The organism is Leucobacter sp. NPDC015123 (assembly GCF_043080205.1).
Taxonomy (GTDB): domain Bacteria; phylum Actinomycetota; class Actinomycetes; order Actinomycetales; family Microbacteriaceae; genus Leucobacter; species Leucobacter aridicollis_A.
The window spans coordinates 1-19,796 of record NZ_JBIBVH010000007.1 but is presented as its reverse complement, the minus strand read 5'-3'; the positions used below and the strand labels follow the sequence as shown (position 1 = coordinate 19,796).

Annotated in this window: 13 protein-coding genes; 5 read left to right on the top strand and 8 right to left on the bottom strand. The window is 59.9% G+C overall.

Annotation, left to right across the window (positions count from 1 at the left end):
• Nucleotides 1–8: 8 nt before the first annotated feature.
• The 3 genes from ACF07D_RS12905 to ACF07D_RS12895 all read left to right on the top strand — a co-directional run bounded on the left by ACF07D_RS12905 (nt 9) and on the right by ACF07D_RS12895 (nt 4,381).
• Complete coding sequence (locus tag ACF07D_RS12905; RefSeq protein WP_391505172.1) at nt 9–728, top strand: ABC transporter ATP-binding protein; 720 nt, start codon at nt 9–11, stop codon at nt 726–728.
• Nucleotides 729–804: 76 nt separating this feature from the next.
• Entirely contained in the window at nt 805–1,764 is a 960-nt protein-coding gene (locus tag ACF07D_RS12900) for a CDP-glycerol glycerophosphotransferase family protein (protein ID WP_391505171.1), read from the top strand.
• 136 nt (nt 1,765–1,900) lie between these two features.
• Nucleotides 1,901–4,381 carry a DUF6270 domain-containing protein gene (locus tag ACF07D_RS12895; protein ID WP_391505260.1) on the top strand — a complete coding sequence of 827 codons (2,481 nt, stop codon included), beginning with the start codon at nt 1,901–1,903 and terminating at the stop codon, nt 4,379–4,381.
• Between the two features lie 88 nt (nt 4,382–4,469).
• Here the strand turns inward: ACF07D_RS12895 and ACF07D_RS12890 are convergent, their stop codons facing one another.
• From ACF07D_RS12890 to ACF07D_RS12875, 4 genes are all read right to left on the bottom strand, one after another.
• Nucleotides 4,470–7,274: a CDP-glycerol glycerophosphotransferase family protein gene (locus tag ACF07D_RS12890; protein WP_391505170.1), complete on the bottom strand. Its 2,805-nt coding sequence runs from the start codon at nt 7,272–7,274 to the stop codon at nt 4,470–4,472.
• A gap of 2 nt (nt 7,275–7,276) precedes the next feature.
• A complete protein-coding gene (locus ACF07D_RS12885; protein ID WP_391505169.1) occupies nt 7,277–8,623 on the bottom strand; it encodes a hypothetical protein in 1,347 nt (448 codons plus the stop codon).
• 264 nt (nt 8,624–8,887) lie between these two features.
• A complete protein-coding gene (locus tag ACF07D_RS12880; RefSeq protein ID WP_391505168.1) occupies nt 8,888–11,128 on the bottom strand; it encodes a CDP-glycerol glycerophosphotransferase family protein in 2,241 nt (746 codons plus the stop codon).
• A 332-nt stretch (nt 11,129–11,460) separates the two neighbouring features.
• Nucleotides 11,461–11,952 carry a VanZ family protein gene (locus ACF07D_RS12875; protein ID WP_391505167.1) on the bottom strand — a complete coding sequence of 164 codons (492 nt, stop codon included), beginning with the start codon at nt 11,950–11,952 and terminating at the stop codon, nt 11,461–11,463.
• A gap of 184 nt (nt 11,953–12,136) precedes the next feature.
• Between ACF07D_RS12875 and ACF07D_RS12870 the strand changes: the two genes are divergently transcribed.
• Nucleotides 12,137–13,219 carry an LCP family protein gene (locus tag ACF07D_RS12870; RefSeq protein WP_391505166.1) on the top strand — a complete coding sequence of 361 codons (1,083 nt, stop codon included), beginning with the start codon at nt 12,137–12,139 and terminating at the stop codon, nt 13,217–13,219.
• Between the two features lie 257 nt (nt 13,220–13,476).
• Here the strand turns inward: ACF07D_RS12870 and ACF07D_RS12865 are convergent, their stop codons facing one another.
• Genes ACF07D_RS12865 through ACF07D_RS12850 form a run of 4 tightly spaced genes read right to left on the bottom strand, consistent with a single transcriptional unit; the run spans nt 13,477 to nt 18,904 of the window.
• Nucleotides 13,477–15,183 (bottom strand): amidohydrolase, encoded by a 1,707-nt coding sequence (locus ACF07D_RS12865; RefSeq protein WP_391505165.1) that lies wholly within the window; start codon nt 15,181–15,183, stop codon nt 13,477–13,479.
• Nucleotides 15,180–16,580: an APC family permease gene (locus tag ACF07D_RS12860; protein ID WP_391505164.1), complete on the bottom strand. Its 1,401-nt coding sequence runs from the start codon at nt 16,578–16,580 to the stop codon at nt 15,180–15,182. The genes ACF07D_RS12865 and ACF07D_RS12860 overlap by 4 nt, the downstream gene beginning before the upstream one ends.
• Before the next feature lie 39 nt (nt 16,581–16,619).
• On the bottom strand, nt 16,620–17,528 hold the full coding sequence (locus ACF07D_RS12855) for a carbon-nitrogen hydrolase family protein (RefSeq protein ID WP_391505163.1): 909 nt from the start codon (nt 17,526–17,528) through the stop codon (nt 16,620–16,622).
• Entirely contained in the window at nt 17,513–18,904 is a 1,392-nt protein-coding gene (locus ACF07D_RS12850) for an amidase (protein ID WP_391505162.1), read from the bottom strand. Before ACF07D_RS12850 ends, ACF07D_RS12855 begins: the two co-directional genes overlap by 16 nt.
• Nucleotides 18,905–18,984: 80 nt before the next feature.
• Between ACF07D_RS12850 and ACF07D_RS12845 the strand changes: the two genes are divergently transcribed.
• Nucleotides 18,985–19,620 (top strand): TetR/AcrR family transcriptional regulator, encoded by a 636-nt coding sequence (locus ACF07D_RS12845; RefSeq protein ID WP_255808918.1) that lies wholly within the window; start codon nt 18,985–18,987, stop codon nt 19,618–19,620.
• Nucleotides 19,621–19,796 lie beyond the last annotated feature (176 nt).

Below are 19,796 nucleotides of genomic sequence, written 5' to 3'. Positions count from 1 at the left end.
AAGACCCGATGATCGTCTTCGAAGACGTCTCAAAACGCTTCAGACTGCGCCACGCACGGTCGCTCAAGCGCACTGTGATGGATGCAGTTCAACGGCGCACCATCGCGGAGGAGTTCACCGCCGTAAACGGGCTCAGCTTCGAGGTGCGCCCTGGCGAATCGGTCGCGTTGATGGGCAAGAACGGCTCTGGCAAGTCGACAACGCTCAAGCTTCTCTCTGGGGTGCTCCGTCCGAGCGACGGCTGGATTCGAGTGCGCGGCCGCATTGCCGGTCTGCTTGAGGTCGGCGCGGGTTTCCACCCCGAACTCACCGGCCGCGAAAACATCTATATGAATGCGTCGATTCTCGGCATGACGAAGAAGGAGACCGACGAACGATTCGACCAGATCGTTGAATTCTCGGAGCTCGCCGGCTTCATCGATACCGAAGTCAAGCGCTACTCGTCGGGTATGTACGCCAGACTCGGCTTCTCCGTCGCGATCCACACCGAACTCGACGTGCTGCTCGTCGATGAGGTCTTATCTGTTGGCGACGCCGAGTTCCAGGCGAAGTGCAACGCGAAACTCAAGGAGCTTCGCGAGCAGGGCAAGACCATGTTCATCGTGAGCCACAGTGCCGCGCAGCTCAAGAAGCTCTGCGACCGGGGAATTGTGCTCGAACGTGGCCGCAAGATCCATGACGGCCCACTCGAAGAGGCGCTGAAGCTCATCGCGCCGAAGAAGAAGTAGCTGGTCCGTTTTGGCCGAGTCGTTCATCGCCAGGTTGCGCCGAGGCCACCTCCTCTCTCGGGGGTGGGGCCGCGCTGTGCGCGAGCTGCGTTCGGTGATAACCACGGCGACGCTGTCGACCACCCGCCCCCATCCCAGGCACGCCACCGTCGTCACGTTGAACGCAGACGAGGAAAACGCGACAGTTCAGGCGGTCTTCCTCGGTGACTCCGGTGACTTTGACCGCATCGTGCTCGTGACTCCGTCACCTGAGGTCTCACGCATCGCTGTCGGCATGGCAGCACGCAGGCTCGAGCTCGAGGTGCCGCCTCAACTCGAGTACCGCAAGCTCAGCTACGGCGCACTCCTCGGTGAATACCGACGGAGCCGCGAGACGTACTCGACACACGTCTTGCTGCCCGGGCGTGACTTCTCAAAGCGGAGGCGCCACGTGCACCTTACGCACGGCAGCGGCCCGAAGCCTGACACAACCTTCCGCGCCCCGACCAACGTGCTCGCGTCAATCACGCCTCAGTGGGTCGAACAACAGCTGAAGGAATACAAGCTACCCCCGGACACCGAGGTCATCGAGTACATGCCGCGCCTCGAGATCATGAAACGCTCCGTGGGCGACACCTCGATCCTTGAGAAGCTCGGCTTGGACCCGACGAAGCCCCTCGTGGTGTGGGCTCCGACCTACCGGGTGACACGACGGGGGCGCGAGCTGCGGGTGAGTGGGGAGTCACCGAACGAAGCTGCGCTTGAATCGCTGGTTAAAGGACTAGCTCAGGAAAACGACGATGCCCGAACGCTCATAGTGAAAGTCCATCCCCACGATTTGGGCTTGAACAGCGAGCTAGGCGTAGGTGTATTCACAAACCTGGACTTGCGCAACTACGGCGTTACTCCATACGAGCTTTTCGGCGCTGCCGAAGTCATTGTTTCCGATTATTCAAGCATACTCTCAGAGAGAGAGGCGATGGGATTGAAACATGTTCTCTTCGCGTATGACAAAGATAAGTTCGACCAGAGTTACCGGGCACTTCGCGTGAACTAGTGTGCTTCGCTATCCGATCACCCGGGACACGGCCGTCAATGACCATACCGTCGAGCATTGTTGCAATCACAAGTCTCCAAGGCCCGCCCGTCACGGCGGCAGCAGACAACGTTTCAAATCGAAAGGCCTCGTGAACATGAGCATTTCTTCCGGGACCCACACCAGCCATGGGATTGAAGTAAAGTACATATTTCGACCGGCGCAAAAGGACTGTCGCCATCTGATTGTACTTTTCTCCGGGTTTCGTTCACTGGGGAGCGTGGACTTTGCGGGCTCCACTGTGAAGAACCTTCGCGCAAATGTCCTTTGGTTAGTCGATGAGTTCGACGGGCACAGGAGCTACTATGTGCGGGGTTACGGTGGAGACGATGTGGCAAACGCGGTGCGAGGAACCATTGAGTATTTCCGCTCTTCGCTAGGTCTCCCCAAAAGCCAGGTCTCGCTTGCCGGCTTCTCAAAGGGGGGATCGGCGGCCCTCTTTCATGCCATCACGGGTGACTACGACAGAGTCCTGGCCACAGCTCCCCAGCTTCGAATCGGAACATACGTCGCGAACCACTGGGAAGAAGACCTGGACGCCATGGGCGGCCGCAGAGCCATTGAATTCCTCGACTCTCTCCTTGAATCAGCCATACGGGCCGACGAGAACACGAGTCGCAACATCTATCTGATCACAGCGACTGCCGACGAACAGTACGCCAGTGAGGCACGACCCCTAGCTGAACTACTGGAACGGTACGAAAATCTAACTGTAATTGTTTCAGAGACCCCCTTTATCACCACCCACGTGGATGTCACTCGCTACAACGTTCCATTAGTTCTATCGCTACTGACACTATTCAGCGAGGGGTTCACACCACAACTGACACAAGCCGAGGGCACCCAAAATGCTGACGCTCGGGCGAACGTGACAGGGCAAGCTCTCACGCCAACACTTGCGCTTAGGAACGGATCGCTCGCCCACCCCCCACTTGCTAAGTATTGTGAACCAACCCACACTTTCCGGGCAGCAATCTCGATGGTGACCCTAGAGGGGGGTGTTCTCAATTTTGAGGGTTTCGCATACTTTCAGGGAGTCCCTGTAGACGCCTACGGACAAATCGCGACCTCACTCATTATCCTAGGCGCAGACAAGAGGTGGACGATAAGACTTGGCGGCACCAATGATCCAAAACTGAGCCTTCAGGAGTTCTGTCAAAGACACATTGACTATTCCCACGCCGCAATCACGACCATCTCCCACACTGGTATTCCTCTGCACGACCTACCCACGGGCCGGTACTCCTTGTCGTTGGAATCGATCCAAAACACTCTTTCGGCCACCTCCGACAATGTGAAGGTTGCCGAACATTCTACTTGGACTCTTTTCGACAAAACCATTGCCGGAACTTACCAGAATGCTGCTGGAACCTGGGAGCTACTGGTCTTACCCGCGGTTGGACGGGAAGCGGTAGATTCTTACTTCGAGGAGCGAGTTTGTGAGTTAATAGACGGAAGGCTCTTTCTCGAAGGCTATTTTGTTCCTCGCGGACTTACTCTCTCACGGTGGCAAGATATTAGGTTCTCTTTAACAATTGTGGAGCCTGGGACCGGCGATCCAAATCATCGCATCCTTTGCTCAATGCCGCTTGCGACGGGCTCGAAAGCGGATGCGAGCTCGAGGTCAGGAGAAGGCTGGCGCGACCAGAGCAAGGGCTACTACGCGACGCCTCACTACAGAGGAGTCCAGCTGGGTGATCTGCCAGGGGGAAACTATGAGCTTTTCGTTACTGCCAGGACCGGCGATAACACACAATCTGCTCGGCTTCAAAAGACCCTCAAAGTAAGCGGCCAGTGGCGAATCGGGGAGATGCCCCGATTCGGGGTCATTGGCTCCTGTGTCACCCGGGACAACTTTAGTTCAAGGATTGTACCCGGCTGGAAGAAAGACTACACGCTCCATGGCGCGAACTATCAAATGTCACTCGTGTCTCTGATGTCCGGTGCTGTTCATTTTGACGACAAGAAGTTTAGCGATCTCGATCCCCACGCCTTTGAAGCGACGAAACGCGACTTTACAAAAGAATACTTGGACGAGATCGCTGACGACAGGCCTCACTACCTATTGCTCGACACCTTCGCGGACGCACGTTTCGGGGTGGTTGCCGACGGCGACTCTTGGGTCACTGACAATGTCTGGAAACTTGGGCAATCAGCGGCATACGAGGACTTCGCTGACTCCAGAAGAGTATCGCCTGCGCTCGACCTGCCCCAGTTCTCTCAGTTATTCCGTTCAGCCTGTGCTCGGCTGCGACTATTCCTCGATGCGAATTCTCCGGAGACACAGGTCATAGTGGTTCGCTCGCGGAACGCCTCAGCATTTCGCGGGCTTTCTTCAACTGGATCCTTCTCGACGGACCCCGGTCGCCAACTCGACCTTGCGAGAGGCCACTTAGAAGACATAGCGCTGCAAGAATTGGATGCAGCCTCAATCGACCTTTCCACAGAGAGCGAATTCGCTTCGAGTGACCACCCGTGGGGACGTGGGCCAGTACACTACGAGCGAACTTACTACAAGCAGTTCCGCGAAAAGCTCCTGCGTCTAATTGGTTATGAAGCTCAGTTCTCACTCAATTGATTTGTTTCGTTGCCCGAACCTGATTCACTGTTGAGCACTCGTCCAGGTTCTAGCTTCCCATTGCCCCTCGAGTAAAGCGTTTGACAACTCATCCCGATGTAGCTTCCCAATCGCTCCATGAAGAAGCTCCGTATACGGGTAGCTGTGCCCGGTCCGGAAGCTGGTCGGGCACTGATCGTGCCCGTCCGTCCAGCATCGAGCGTACAGCCGACACGACTCGAGCGGAGTTACTGTCGTCCCGCTTATAGAAGGTCCTATCCGCACGAACAGCGAACTCTGGATCAACTTCGCAGTTGCTATCGATCATGGAAAGCACCCAGTCCGCAGCAGCTTCTGAACTGTGGTGGACTGGGCCCAATCCCATTGTGTGGTAGTTAAAGTAACCCGGCACCCAAGAGTGGCTTCCCGACCCAAGCGTTTCCTTGTCAAACTGGAAATAACTAGCCGGCTTACCCAAGTAAGCAACTTCAAATACAAGGGATGAGTAATCAGTCATAAAGAGATCACAATCTAAAAGCATTTCTTGGAAGGGTTTCTCTCCATGCTGCAAGAATCTCACGCCTTCGGGAGCATTGACTCCCGTCAATCCATCTCCAAAGTTTGGATGAAGAAGGAAATCCACGTTTAGTTTCCCCGCTTTGATCTCCTCAAGGAGTCTCGGGTCCTCGAGGAATTGCCACCAGGCAACGCCGAACTGCGAGGTCTTGAAGACTTCATTGGCTGACTCGCTGTTCGGTGCGGCGTCGATCATGGCTTTCAAGTCTCGGCGCCAAGTTGGAATCACTAGAAGCTTTGGGGTTCGAACTCCTACTATCTGCGAGCCACGCCTCGCCAACGACTTACGGAGTAAGGCGTCGTGCCGGGGGAATCCGGTCAATGCCAGCTGAGACTCTTTAAACTCATACGGGGAGTCTTTCCAGGCAAAGGCGTTGAATTCGTCAATAGTCGAGCAGATGCACAGGTCGATTTTCTTCCCACGAAGCCATGAGGAGATGTCTTTCTCGGAGATTCCATGTTGGAGAAACACGAATTTGTGCTTTGCTGGGCCAAATATCTTTCTAGGTGCAGGATACATGCACGCTTCGACAGCGTCGGATGAAAGCACCACGTCAGCGGCCAAGGCCGCAGCCGTGGACTCTGGGCTGCCGTAGTCCACCAGTTTAAACCCGTCCCGCTCGAGCCTTTCCCAGTCCGGGCTTGTCTGTTCTAGCCCGAAGACTGCATTGATCTCCGGATGGTGCTGAAGTACGTGGCGATAAAGATGCTCGGCGTTGTCATCCGCTCTGTCGGGATGATCCAGGAAATACCAGCATCCCTCATAGTTGAAGTCGGCCGAAAATCCACTTGGAATCTGGACTGCCGTCTTAAACTGGCTGAGCTTTGCGCTAGGAACGCGCTTCGACGGCTTGAGCCGTGCAAGAAGTTTCCGGGCAAGGATCTTTACAGGGTGCACCTGGAGAATCGAAGACTCAACCCGCACACGCTCAACCCTACGGTCGCCTTTGCTCCATTCAAAGGCATTTCGCCGCGCAAGCTTTGTCATCTCAGCCAACTGCTTTTTGTTTACTAGGTTTGGTTCGGTGCGGTTTGGCTTCTCGCCCTCCCCCTGCGGACATAGCATCCCATCAACGATTAACGCGGCGTCACCCTCGGGCAGCGAGAAGACGATCTCTTCTACCAGCGGTCTGCCAAAATAGGCGTGGGTCTTCTGGCCCTCAACTCGGACGGAGACCGGAGACCCATTGCTAAATAGCTGGAGATTCTCTGATCCCGTTCGATACATCGCAGTGAAGTTGAACCTCCCATCGGGCCGCCGCCCCCACCTGTAGAGCCTGCCAGGTGATTGATCTCCGCCAAAGGCGATACGCAACGTCTGCAACAAGTTCCAATTCGGCGAATTCAGCTCCAGCAAACGTAGCTGGTCTATCGAGATGAACTCGAAGATCTGATAACAGTACCCGAGGAACGCCTCTCCAGTTTCGTCGCCGACCCATCGCGTTTTAGAGTTGTATTTAGTGTATTCCTTGAAGTAATACATCAGGTCATAGCACACTGCAAGGGCGAGCCAATCTGGGGTGTGTCCAAGGTGGTGGCGCGCATACGCTAAAGCGCCAAGGTAACCCCACCGAACCTGATCGATATACTTCTCAGCGCGCCCCCATCCTCCTTGTACAGCTGAGCTTCCGCCTTCCACTTTTCGGTACATATAGTGCGCCGATGCCACGATACCTAGGACTGGTTCACTGCAGCGTGCGAGGTACTTAAGGATGAGGTTTCCATCCTCAAATGAGGGGGCGATGCGCTCATCGAACCTCAAATTGGCAGTTGTCAAGATTTGCCGCCTCAAGAAGGTGGTGGCCCCGATCGCGAACGCATTCGGTTCATCTCTAAGATCAACAAAACGATTGCCGGACTTGAATTTACGATCCAATGGGTGCTTGGAATTGAACTTTCCGTTCTCGTTCTTGGTGATTAGAACACGAGTACTGAAAAGCGCGACTCGCTGATCCTTGTCAAGCGCCATCATCTTCAAGACTTCAGAGAAGTACCGACGTTCAACAATGTCATCAGGGTCGACCGATGTCACCCATGTTCCTCGCGCCATAGAAAGCGCAACGTTGCGTGTCGAGGCGATCCCAGAGTTCGGTGTACTTACAACTACTACGTTCCGGCGTCGCTCTGCCCATCTTAAGGCGATCTCAAGTGATCTATCATCGGATCCATCGTTTACGATGAGATATTCCATCTCACCCTGTTGTAGCGTCTGCGAGTCAAATGAATCGAGAGTCGCAGAAACAGTGAGTTCCGAGTTGAACAAGGCCACAATTACCGAAAAGTGAGGCGTATGCTCCTCTGCTCGGTTATCGAGATGGACCTTCATGTCCTTATCCATGCCTATGCACCTCCAGAAACTGAGGTCAACGCCCGAAGATCCTGCTGCAGGAACTCTTCGAACGGGGATTCACCCGCAAACTGGTAAGACTCAATTGACTTCACGTATCGACAAACTCTCAGCGCCCATTTGAAGTGACCGCGCAGCATCAACGCATGCGCTTGAAAAACTCGGAGAGCATGCCCCACCGCGCGTTCAAATTTTGACCCTTCCAGTAGCGTGTCGGCGACATCACCAAGTTCAGCCAAGGCGCTGGGGCCGGTACAATTGCGGTTTGCTTCAATAGCCACAGCAGCTTCATACAAAGGGTTTGGCGTTTCCCCTGGTGACCCAAAAGAGGCCTCCAGGGCATCTAGAACAGCCATAGGCTCATTTCCATTCACCATGGCCCGTTGCAAAAGGTTGAGGAGAGCCATCGGCCCATCAGAGTGAGATACCTCTTCGAGAGTACCCAGTTCGTGCTGGTTCTCTGAACTCAATCGCAGCTGCACTCGGCAGAAATCTCCCACCTGTTTAACCGTCGACCAATCTTTGGCGTCTAGCCTTGGGTCGGCCGCGAGCCTTTCCAAGCAAACCATGCCAAGCCGCCATTCTCCTGCCGAAACCCAATCAAGCGCCTTTCGCAGCTGTACCTCCCCAAATACGGCTGAAATCCCTCCAATTACGGATGAGACTTCGGGACTGCAAACGTCCACCTGTCTGCGGCCCGCGAGGTGATCGTATCGCGAGCCCACCCTTAGTAGTTCCAGAATTCTTAACAGTTCGCCGAGCTGGATCTCGTCAAGTCCCAAGAGCTGACTTAACCCTTGTGACCTCCCTGAAGTCTGTAAATGCATAAAACTGCGCACTTCAGAGCCCACCAAGTCCGACGCGTGGGAATCGTGTAATCGCCAAATATCGCTCAGGAAGCACACGGCACTCTCATCCACCACCTGAACTAGGGTTCGTTCCGATCCGGTTTCCTGCAAGTAATCTGAAACAATCCGCTGTAGCAATTGATAGTTCAAATGCTCACATAGAAGCCACAAGCCAAGGATCAGCTGCGGGTCGCTTTTGTCGGCAGTTCCGACCAGGCGGGCGACGAGGGGGAGCCGCTGTCCGGCGGCCGCCTGGACAAGATTCTTGAGCAAGTCTCGGTCTTGCGAAGATTTCGGGAGACGTGAATCCCCAACCAAACTATGGAATTCGCCCTCATGCCGTCCGTCGGCAAGCTCGTATAGCTCCGCAAGTTCCGCGATGATAGCGGAAGGATACTGGTCTGCCCGCTTCGAGCCGAAGCTAGACACTTTCAGTTCTGCCTGAGCATTTGGGGTACGTTCCCCCGGGTCGATATTTGCAACAAACTTCATTGGATCATTTACCTCAGACACTCGTTCTTACATCCAGACCATTCGAGTTCATAGCGTTCTCGTACACGTGGAGCCAGCCCAAACTTTGGTCGAGTGCGTGCTCAACAGTCAAAGCGCGAACTCCCGAGAAAAGAACAGTCTCTTTCGACCCAGTCGGGGCACCAACGCGACGCGGCCGACAGCCCCGCCTGATGCTGCTCTGGGTAGGAGCCCGGCAAGGCGGCCCGATCTACCTGGTATTTTGAGTGCCATCATCACAGGCCTCTACCGGATCAATTCTTGGACTTGGTGCAGTTGATCAGCAAGGCTTGCCAAGTGACGGCTTTGCTCAAGCGGGATAATCTCTCCGTTATCCCATTTCAACATACGGTGAATACGCAAAGCAATATGCTCGGCATCTTCATCAGAACTAATCTCTGGCCAAGGCGCTCCGCCGAGGTAAGTTCCTCTGCTTTGATCAAACCCGTGGCGGTCATGGATTATCCGAAGAATGGGAATACCCAGAGCACTAGCGTCGAACATCATCGACGAGAAATCACTTACGACAATGCTGGCGGCTGGGAGGAGGTCTGAGATGTCGACATTGTCTACCCACAAAACGCGTGGGTGACGAACAAGACCTGTCTGGAGGAGATAAGGATGGTTCTTAGCGAGAATTACCCAAGGTTCACCTAACGCATCAGCTATCGCAGCGAGGTCCGTCTGAGAGTCCTGGGGACCATTGCGTGACCGGATCCCATACAGCTTGTCCCGCCAAGTAGGGGCATAAAGTAAGACCCGCGAATCCGAGCTCAGCCTTGTAGTTTCAAGCTCCGGCAGCGACCGGGTTCCATTCTCAAACAACTTCATTTGTGTCACACGTGGATATTCGGAGACAAGCAAGCGTTCGGGGGTCAGTAAGAAGGCCGTCGAAAACCGCTCAGCAGCAAGCTCCCCATCAACGACGAAATAGTCCCACCGCTGGATGTCCTTGTACTTGTTGACCTTATGCGCCGGTCGAGCCTTAGTGATTTCCCGTTCATGCGAGTCAAAGAGCATCCGCTTGATCGGTGTACCGTGCCACAGCTGAACCCATGTAGAGCCCGCGCTCTTTGGAACGGACGCAGGAACCCAGGTCTCGGCAATGACCAGCTCGGAGCGTTCGGCTGCACGCGTAAACGCAATCGATTCTGGTCGAATCCGGTGCCTGGATGGCACACGTGCATCCGTCGTTGCAAAACGGATGTCACGATCTCGGAAGCGTTCGTCGGCGAGCAGTTCCTCGAAAAGCGCTCGCGAGTTCCCTGTGTAACGGTAGTCGAACCCAAGGAAAAGAATCGTACCCGGAGCAACCTCAGGAGATCTGCCAGAGACGACCGTGTTGATGGTCCGCAACGGATGCCGTAGCCGCCGCTTCGTCTTTTTACCTGCGGATACAAGCTTCTTCGCGGGGGGCGTCGCGAAGTCCTTCCAAGCGATCAGGCGCTGGAGAGTCTGTGGTTTGTCATCCTCGAAGACACGAAGATTGAGGCACGCCTTCGTGAGCCAGCTGGTCTTTCTACCAAAGGTCGTGAATTGGAGGTCTTGCGCGGCGAGAATCTCGACGAACTCTCGCGCATAATCTGCTCGCAAATGCTTGGGCACCCGGCGTCCGTAGTAGGTGGAAAACTTCTCGAGGTGATATTCGGCGAGGTCACCAAGCGTTGCGGGGGTTCGTGGCGAAATTGTGGCGAAACTCTTTCGTACTGCAGAGAGGTGGTCTCTCATATGTCTGGGAGTATCAGTTCCCGATTTCGTTGATGAGTTTGGGCTTGCCTGGATTATGTATAGGGGCGAGTGAACCAGCGAGACACGCTCAACCAGAGAAAACACCCGCGCGAGGAAGGGATTGTCTTCGTAAATCTGCCCTTCCTCATAGCGCAGGTCGTGCCTTTCAAGAAACGAGCGCCGATAGAGGTTGGTGACGCTGAAGTAGCTGTGCATGCGAAACAGCTGCTCGCATTCAGCCCCCTCAAGCATCCGTTGGTGCCAGAAGGGCTCGATGTTGTAGTAGTCGTACTTGCCCAAGTGGTCGGGCTTTGGCCGGATGAACTTCCAATCAAAGTGCACGAGATCAGACTCGTCCTCGAGCGCCCGCTCCGTCGTCACCTGGAGTGTGACGCGTTCGATGAAGTCGTCAGCGTCCACGAAGAGCACGAACTCGCCGCGCGCTAGGTCGAGGGCCCGGTTGCGCGCCGCACCCTGACCCGCGTTCGCCTGTTCCAGAACGACGAGCTGTTGGTGGCGTGCCGCATAGTCAGCGAGGATACTCGCGGTGCCGTCGGTCGACCCGTCGTTGACGACGAGCACCTCGAAATCGGGCATTGTCTGCGCGAATATCGAGTCCAGACAACGCGACAAGAACTGCTCGCCGTTGAAAACAGGCACGATCACGCTCACCAGTGGGCTGGTGCGAGATTTTTCCAACATGCTCTGTTGTATGTCTCCGGGTAGAGTCGAGGCGCCTATGCCGAGCAAAAAACCCAACAGGCGTAGCCTACTCCGTTCACGGGCGGAATTGCACTCCACGTGACACGGAGCTTCTGCGCTTGGTCCTTAGCCAATCATAGCTTTACCCACAGGAACCATATGCCAGACCGTGCGGCCCGACCGAGAATAGGCGTGCAAGCCTGTGCGGTTACGCGTGCGTGCCGCTCCGCACCTACGCGTGGCACCCGCAATCACACACGGCGCAGCCTGCGTGCAGTCCGTGGCGGCAATCGAGTGTGCGGTAGGCGGGTGCATCACTGCGCAGGTCAAGCAAGCGGTGCAGCAGTTTCCTCATGACTTCATTACGTCAGAGCCAGGTTACGAGAAGCCTACGAAGCGCTGAACGACTCCTGAGCAGCGCCTGAAACGCGCCTGCCTGGCAAGATGGCAGCGATCGTGACCCCGATCCAGCCGCCTATCGTGTTCGCGATGATGTCAGATACATCTGCAAAGCGCTCGGGCAGAAACATGAGCTGCGCTAACTCGATGCCGCACGAGAGCGCAAACGGGAAGAGGATCGCCGCGACCCACCACCTGCGTCCAGCCCCGAGCAAAGCAAAGAAGAGACCGAGCGGCACGAACATGATGACGTTCGCCGTGAACTCAAGCTGCAAGTAACCAAACGACTCTGGAACACCAAACCCATGCAGCACGTTAAGGAAGGCGCGGATGTCATCGCCGCGCCCACGATCTACCGGGGTCGGGTTGAGCGTGATCGCGAGTGCAACGAGAAGAACCAACCCGAGGCCGACGATCCCAACCCGCTGACGGGCTGAGAGGCGCCTGCGCGAACCCTTAATCCCGTGCGGTGAATCGGTCACTGTGGGCCTCCCTAGTGCGTACGCGTACCGCGCAAACACGCAGTCTAGCCGTTTGGAGCCTGGCAATACTCTCGATGATTGGCGAACGCGAGACGCCTCGGTTACCCTGAAAGCTGCCGAATCTACGTTGCTCCCGCCGTTGGCCGAGCGTCGTCGCGCCACACCTACCCCGAGGGAGCACCGCATGGGTGACAACCTAACCGAGTTCGAAAAGATGCTGTCTGAAGCCTCCGAGGAGTCGAAGAATCAAGCACCAAAGAAGCGGCACGGTCTGCGCAACACCCTCATCGTTATCGGGTCGATCCTCGCCCTCATCGGCATCGGCGCGGGTGTCGCCTACGCCCTGTTGAACAACGCGTACAACGAGATCGAACGCGTCGACACAGTCGACCCGACCCTCGAACGCCCCGCGGCCGTCGAGCCTCCCGCAGGCAAGAATGCACCGATCAACGTGCTGCTACTCGGCTCCGACTCGCGCGACACCACAGACCCGAATGCGAGCGCCGAAGATCTAAAAGGTTTCCGCAGCGACGCGATCATGGTCGCGCAGATCTCACCGAACCGCGACCACGTCACGGTCATGTCGATCATGCGCGATAACTGGGTCGAGATCCAAGGCCACGGCGAGGCGAAGATCAACGCCGCTGTCGCCTTCGGCGGCATCCCGCTCGCGGTGAATACGGTTGAGAACTTCATCGACGCGCGCATCGACCATGTCGCGCTCGTCGACTTCGACTCATTCAAAGGCCTCACCGACGCCGTCGGCGGCGTAACAGTCGACAACCCGATCGCGTTCACCTCGCACCACGGCAGCTTCGACTTCGCGCAGGGCAAGATCACTCTCAGCGGCGAGGAAGCGCTCGGGTTCGTGCGCGAGCGTTACGCGTTCGACGATGGCGACTACCAGCGTGCCCGTAACCAGCAGATCTATCTGAAGGGCCTGCTCTCGCAGATGCTCAGCAAGGAGACGCTGACGAACCCGGGCAAGATCACGGCAACCTTCGATGCGCTGAAGCCGTACCTCATCGTCGATCAAGATCTCACGCTCACGAAGGCCGCAAGCCTCGGCTACGACATGCGAAACATCCGCAAGGGCGATATCTCGTTCTTCACGAGCCCGACCCTCGGCACCGGCACGTCGGGCGACGGGCAGTCAATCGTGCTGCCCGACTGGGCCGAGATTGAGTTGCTCCGCGAAGCGATGCGAGACGGCACACTCGACCACTACGCGGAGACACGCCAGCCGGGCTCGGAGCAGCCCGGCTAGGGCAGCAGGCAGCCCGGGCCGGACTCAGCCTGCCCGGAGTTGGCAGTTGTTGTCGCCAACCGACAGCCCATGCGACAACAACTGTCAACTCGAGCACGGGAGAACCGCGTCACCAGGCCCCCGGCACCCCAGTCACCCAGGCCCCAGGGGCCCAGTCACCCAGGCCCCAGGCACCCAGGGCCCCAGGCACCCAGGGCCCCAGGCACCCAGGGCCCCAGGCACCCCAGGCCCCAGGGCCCCAGGCACCCCGGCACCGCCTACACGCCCTCGCTTCGGTGCACGACGCGCCCGTCAACGACGGTGAGCAGCACTGGCAGGCCGGGCAGCGCCTCAGGCGTCGCCGTCACGGGATCGCCACCGAACAGTGTGACGTCGCCGACAGCCCCCACCGAGAGGTGCCCCCTGTCGCTGTGGCCGCGGGCAAGGGCAGGCCACAGCGTGTACGCGAGGAGGGTGTCTTCGCCGGTCAGCCGTTCGCCTGGCTCGAAGGGCGCCTGCTCGGCAGACGGGTCGTGGCGTCCGCGTGCCCATGCCATTCCGACGCGGGGGTCGTAGTCGGCGACGGGCCAATCAGATCCGAGTGTGAGCCGCGCACCGGCGTCGAGTACGCTCTGGGCCCGGTAGCCTGTGCCCCAGCGATCCTCGCCAAGGCGCTGCGACCAGTTGTCTGAGTTGTCTTCCCTGCGCCACTGCATGTGCAGGGGCTGCATGGATGCGGTGATGCCTGAGCCGCCGAGCTTCGCAACGTCTGCGTCGCTCATCACCTCGAGATGTTCGATCGAGTGCGCGGGCAGCCCGGCTGCCCGCGCCGGCAGGTCTGCGTAGGCGTCGAGCACGTCGTTCACCGCCCGGTCTCCGACAGCGTGCGTCGCGACGAGCATCCCCGCGTCGTGGTAGCGGCCGAGCACCCGCAGATATTCGGGCCATTCCGGCCACGCCGCGCGCAGACCCTCCCCCTGCGTGTCGAGCTCGTGCAGCAGCGCTGTCCCAGTGTCGATCACTCCGTCTGAGAAGAGTTTTACTGCGCCGCCCTCCCACAGGCGGCCGCGTTCGTCTTTCGCGGCGATGATCCGATCCTGATCCGCATCCGTGAAATGCACCCTGTGCCATTCGTGCACGACGATGCGCTGCGGGAGCCTGCCGCGCGATTCGAGTTCGCGAAGCATCTCGCGGGTGCGCGGGCCGCCGTCCATGATGGCGCAGCCTGTGAGTCCGGCGGCTGCGAACCGCAGCAGCACGGCTTCGAGCCTGTCGAGCTCGGCCTCGAGGTCGGCCATCGGTACGGCCTCGGTCATGAAGCTCAGCACCGACATCTCGCAGAGCTCGCCAGTGAAGCGGCCCGTCTCGTCGACGACGGTCTCGCTGCCGTCTGGGTAGCGGATCGGCTCCTCGACCCCGGCTGCGGCGAGCGCCGCCCCCGAGGCGAGACCTGTGTGCCCGTCGTAGAACCTGAGGAAGACTGGGCGGTCGCCAGTCACTTCCTCAAACGCCGAGCGGTCGATGCCGCCCACCTCGAACATCTCGTACTCGAGGTTCCACCCCTCGAGCCACTCGCCCGGGGCGAGCCTCGCGTGCTCGGCGGCAAGGCGGTCACGCAGCTCGGCGATCGTGCTCACACCGCCGAGGTCGATACCTCGGGTCGACACTGCCCCGGAGTCTGGGTGGGCGTGCGAATCCCAGAGGCCTGGCGTGAGCGTGCCGCCGCGAGCGTCGATGATCTCGATGCCGGCGGGCGCCGCCTGACGGATCTCGTCGTCGGTGCCGACAGCGGTGATGACGCCGCCCTCGATAAGGATCGCTGTCGCAGCACCTTCACCGCTTTCCGCGACGTTCCGCCGCAGGCGGGCACCCACGACGGCGAGGGAGCCTCCGGAACCGAACGCCGCAGCGCTTCCCGTTCCGGTATCGGCCGCTACTCCGGCCCCTGCGCCAGCCAGTGCGCCTTGGTCAGTCGCCTCGCTCATTCGATCTCCTCCCCGAGGGCGGGCGCGGCCGCGGTGCGTGTGCTCACCTGCGCGCCAGCGTCGCCGCGCTCGGCGCCGTCGATGTCAAGCCCGGGAGCCGGCCTGCGGAAGCCCTTCGTGAGGAACGCGAGGTAGACGACTCCTGCCGCGAGCCAGAGGCCTCCGACAGTCAGGGCGAGCGGGCCGAGGCTGAAGAGCAGGAACAGGTCGACTGCCGCGCCGAGCACGGGGATGAGGATGAACCCGAAGAAGTGGGTGCGAATCGGCATCCTGTCGCGGTTTTTGAACCAGAGCACGAAGACGCAGACGTTCGCGACGGTGAAGGCGAGGAACGCGCCAAAGTTGATGAGCGAGGTCGCGTCGCCGACGGTGAGGAACTGTCCGATGAGGCCGATCGCGGCGATGAGCAGGAGGTTGAAGACCGGTGTGCGGAACTTGTCGTGCAAGAACGCGAACGCCTTCCGCGGGAAGACGCCGTCGCGGCCCATCACGAAGAGCAGTCGGCTCCCGCTCGCTTGTACGGCGACGCAGGAGGCGATCCCGCCGATCAGGATCGTCGAGTTCACGAGCCCAGCGAACACCGGCCCGCCAATGAGGTTCAGCACTTCAAAGCCGGCGGTGTCGGTGTTTGCGAACTCGGTGCCGGGGTGGGACCACTGCATGACGAACGAGGTGAGCACGAAGATCACGCCACCTGCAAGTACCACGTAGACGATGCCGCGCGGAACGTTGCGCTTCGGGTCTTTGACTTCCTCGCTGAGCGTGCTCACCGCGTCAAACCCGAGGAAGGAGTAGGCGGCGACTGCCGCGCCCGCAGCGACCGCGGAGATCGTCGCGCCCTCGGGCCAGATCGCGACACCCACTTCGTTCGTGGTTCCCGAGGCGAACGCGATGCCGAAGCCGATGAGCGCGAGCACACCGACGAGGGTGAGCAGGAGCAGCACCCTGTTGAACCTGTCGGCGAGTTTTAGCCCGACGACGTTCACGAGGGTGCAGAACGCGATAAGGATCAGGCCCCACGCCCACGGCGGCAGGAAGGGGAACTGCGCTGAGAAGTAGAGCGCGGTGATGAGCCAGGCGACCATCGGGAGGAACATGTAGTCGAGCAGGATCACCCAGCCCGACAGAAACCCGACTTTGCCGCCGAGCGTGCGCCTCGCGTACGTGTAAATTGAGCCGGCCGCAGGGAACGCCCGCGCGAGCTTTCCGTAGCTCAGGGCCGTGAGCACCATCGCGAGGGTCGCGAAGACGTATGCGAGCGCTGAAGCGCCGTGCGACAGCGTCGCGATGACCCCGAAGGTCGCGATGACGACGGCTGGCGCCATGTATGAGAGGCCGAAGACCACCAGGCCTGTGAGCCCCAATTGGGGAATGAGTTTCTTCACCTGTTCTGACATTGCTGATCGCTCCTTTGAGATCGGGTGGCTGGGTTGGTGTTAGTGGGAAGCGGGGCGCCAGGTTGCTGGCGTGATCCGGCCCCCGTAGATGGGAAGGTCGATGGCGGCGCCGTCTTCGATGCCGTCGAACTGCTGCCAGACTCGGTTGAGCCCGGCAGTGCCCGACGTGCGGACCTCGCAGGCGGTGCCGAGCCTCAGCACGTCGGTCATGACGCAGGGCTCCGCGCCGACCGCACGGCTGCGCACTCGGCCCTCGGGGTCGACGATGAGGCTCTGGCCGACGCCCGCCGGGGTCGCAGCGTTCACGCTCGCGATGAAGACCTGGTTGACTATCGCGTTCGCGCGGGCGAGCACGAGCTCCTGCTCTCGGTCGATCGTCGGCGTGAGCACGACGTTGATGATCGCCTCGCAGCCGTCCCAGGCGAGTTGTCGGTGGATCTCGGGGAACCAGGCGTCGTAACAAATGGTGAGCCCGATCCGCCCTCTGCCCGGGATGTCGAATGAGACGATCTGGTTGCCTGGCGTGCAGGTTTCGTAGGGCCGCCACGGAAAAATCTTGCGGTAGCTTGCGACGAGTTCGCCGGCCGGCGAGTAGACGGGCATCGTGTTGAAGCGCGCGTCGCCGTCTGCCTCGACGACGCTGCCGGGAATGAGCCAGACGCCGTGCGTCCGTGCGATCTCAGCGAGTCGCGCGGATCGGGGGCCGTCGATCGGCTCGGCGTTGTCCGCGAGCGCGTCGCTACCTGTGAAGCCCTCCGAGGGGTTCGTGAGGTGCAGCTCCGGGAACACGATGAGTTCTGTCGCAGGGTAGGAGGCGAGCACCCGGGAGACCTCCGCCTCAAGCGCGTCGAGCGACGGCGACGAGCTCAGCTGCATGAGCGCGATGGGGAGCGCGCGGGAGCCGCTCCCTCCGGTCACGGCTTCCTCGCCGTTCACAGGCTCGGCCACCAGTCAGCTCCGGTCCAGAGCGAAAGCTCGGCCTCAAGCGCTGCGCCGATACTGAACACAGTCTGGTCGTCGTACGTGCGCCCGACAATCTGCACGCCGGTGGGCACCCCGTTTGAGGCGCGGCCCGACGGAACTGCGAGCACAGGCACCCTGCCGATGATGTTGAACGGCATCGTCAGCATGGTGCTGAATACCTCGTCGATGTTGTCGGCTGGGGCGTCGGCCGCGAGGTCGGTGCTCGCGACCGTCGGGCAGACAAGAGCGTCGTAGCTCTCGAGCAGCTCACCGAGCGGGCGGTAGAACCGCGTTTCCCCCTCGAGCCCCTCCGCGTAGCTCAGCGAGCTGCCGGCGCGGTCAACGAACGCGCGGGTGTACGGCATCATGAGCTCGCGGCGGCTCTCATCGCCGTGCAGCGTGTCCTCGATCGAGGTGCCCATGATCGCGCCGAAGTGGGTCCACATGAGCTCGAAGATCTCGTGCTTCGTCCATGGCACCTCGACCTCGTCGACAGTGGCTCCCGCTGCCCGCAGCGCTTCGCCGACGGTGAGGGTGTTCGCGCGGACCGCGGGGTCGAGCTCGTAGTCGCCGAGCGTGAGGCAGAGCGCGACCCGCGTTCCTGCGAGTGCGCCAGGGTGAGCGGTGAGCGTGAGCCGTTCGCGGAGCGAGGCCTGGTCCCCCGACCACGCGCCAGCCATCACGTTCTGCAACCGCGCGACGTCTGCAACCGATCGCGCCATCGGCCCGTCTGCGCAGTAGGTGTCACTGTTGAACGGGGCAAGGCCTGGGATTCGGCCGAATGGCGGCTTGAAGCCGACGACGCCGCAGAAGGAGGAGGGAATGCGGATCGATCCACCGATGTCTGAGCCCGTGGCGAGCAGAGTCGATCCTGCGGCGAGCACCGCACCAGAGCCGCCCGAGGAGCCACCGGGCGTGATGTCGGTGTTGTGCGGGTTGCGGGTCACGCCCCACAGCTTCGAGTGCGTCACCGAGGAGCAACAGAACTCGGGGTTGGTCGCGCGCGCGTGGATGACGGCGCCCGCCGCGGCGATGCGCTCGACGAGTGGGTGTGTGACGTCGGCGCGCTCCCCTTTGAGCAGCAGGGAGCCGTCCTGTGCAAGATGTCCTTTGATCGGCTGCTCGTCCTTGAGGATCAGTGGGATCCCTTCGAGCGGCCGAGCGGTGCCGTCCCTGAAACGCTGCTCGGACTCCTTCGCGGCAGCGTATGCCGACTCACGCAGGTCTTCGCTGACTGCGTTGATCGCGGGCTCCGCGTGGTCAAGCCGCGCGAGCGTCTGGGTGAGGAGCTCGACTGGCGAGAGCTCCCCCGACTCGAACAGTGCCGTCGCCTCTGTGGCTGTCAGGTGGGTGATTGACATACTTCTCCCTTAGTATCGGACGCTTCGTTGCGTCGCCGTACACTGTACGGTGCGCGATGTATGGCTAGTAAAGTGAAGAAATGTCCGAGTGTCAAGAGTTTCAGTCGAACGCCGATCAGGGAGCCGAACAGCCAGCCCCCCTGAGCCGGGCCTCAATCACCGACGCGGCAATCACCTTCATCGAGGAGAACGGGCTGACGAAGCTGTCGATGCGAACACTCGCATCGACGCTTGGCTGCGGCACGATGAGCCTGTACTCGCATGTGAAGAACCGCGACGACCTCATCGCAGCCATCGTGCAGGAGCTTCTTGAGCGCAGCAGGCTCCTGCTGGTGACCGGCACCACCTACCCCACCTGGCAAGAGCAGATCCGCGCTTCGCTCTTCGCGTACCGCGACCTCGCCGCCGCCTACCCGGCGTCGTTCGAGCTCCTCGCGCTCGCGCCCTACGGGGCCGCCGCCGTCGCCGAGCACCTCGAGGGCATCGTCGAGTCGCTGCGCCGCGCGGGCGTTCCAGCCGATCGAGCATACGAGGTGCTCGGCGCCCTCGACGCGTACGCGACCGGCTTCCTGATGGTGTGGGCCCGCACGCTACCCCTCGACGAGGCCGCTGAGCCTGCCGACGATTCGCCACTCACCGCGCTCCGCACGCTCACGGCGTTTGACCACGGCCTCGATGTGTTCATCGCCGGGTTCGAGCGCGAGTTCACGCCCTAGCGGCATCCCAGGCTCAGCCCAGCCTAGCCCGGCCATGCCTCGCCCAGTCCCGCCAAAGAGCACGTTTCTCGCCAAAACGCCCGGGCGGGTTCAGGTTGCTAGTGCAACACCCTGAACCTTGAATGGAATCAACATGGGTGTACACCATCCCTGGGAAACCCGACTCGCGGTCTACG

Excerpts from the sequence above, each read along its gene's own strand:
- ACF07D_RS12905 (WP_391505172.1), top strand. The coding sequence starts at position 9 with ATGATCGTCTTCGAAGACGTCTCAAAACGCTTCAGACTGCGCCACGCA.
- ACF07D_RS12895 (WP_391505260.1), top strand. The coding sequence starts at position 1,901 with ATGAGCATTTCTTCCGGGACCCACACCAGCCATGGGATTGAAGTAAAG.
- ACF07D_RS12890 (WP_391505170.1), bottom strand. The coding sequence starts at position 7,274 with ATGGATAAGGACATGAAGGTCCATCTCGATAACCGAGCAGAGGAGCAT.
- ACF07D_RS12885 (WP_391505169.1), bottom strand. The coding sequence starts at position 8,623 with ATGAAGTTTGTTGCAAATATCGACCCGGGGGAACGTACCCCAAATGCT.
- ACF07D_RS12870 (WP_391505166.1), top strand. The coding sequence starts at position 12,137 with ATGGGTGACAACCTAACCGAGTTCGAAAAGATGCTGTCTGAAGCCTCC.
- ACF07D_RS12865 (WP_391505165.1), bottom strand. The coding sequence starts at position 15,183 with ATGAGCGAGGCGACTGACCAAGGCGCACTGGCTGGCGCAGGGGCCGGA.
- ACF07D_RS12860 (WP_391505164.1), bottom strand. The coding sequence starts at position 16,580 with ATGTCAGAACAGGTGAAGAAACTCATTCCCCAATTGGGGCTCACAGGC.
- ACF07D_RS12850 (WP_391505162.1), bottom strand. The coding sequence starts at position 18,904 with ATGTCAATCACCCACCTGACAGCCACAGAGGCGACGGCACTGTTCGAG.
- ACF07D_RS12845 (WP_255808918.1), top strand. The coding sequence starts at position 18,985 with ATGTCCGAGTGTCAAGAGTTTCAGTCGAACGCCGATCAGGGAGCCGAA.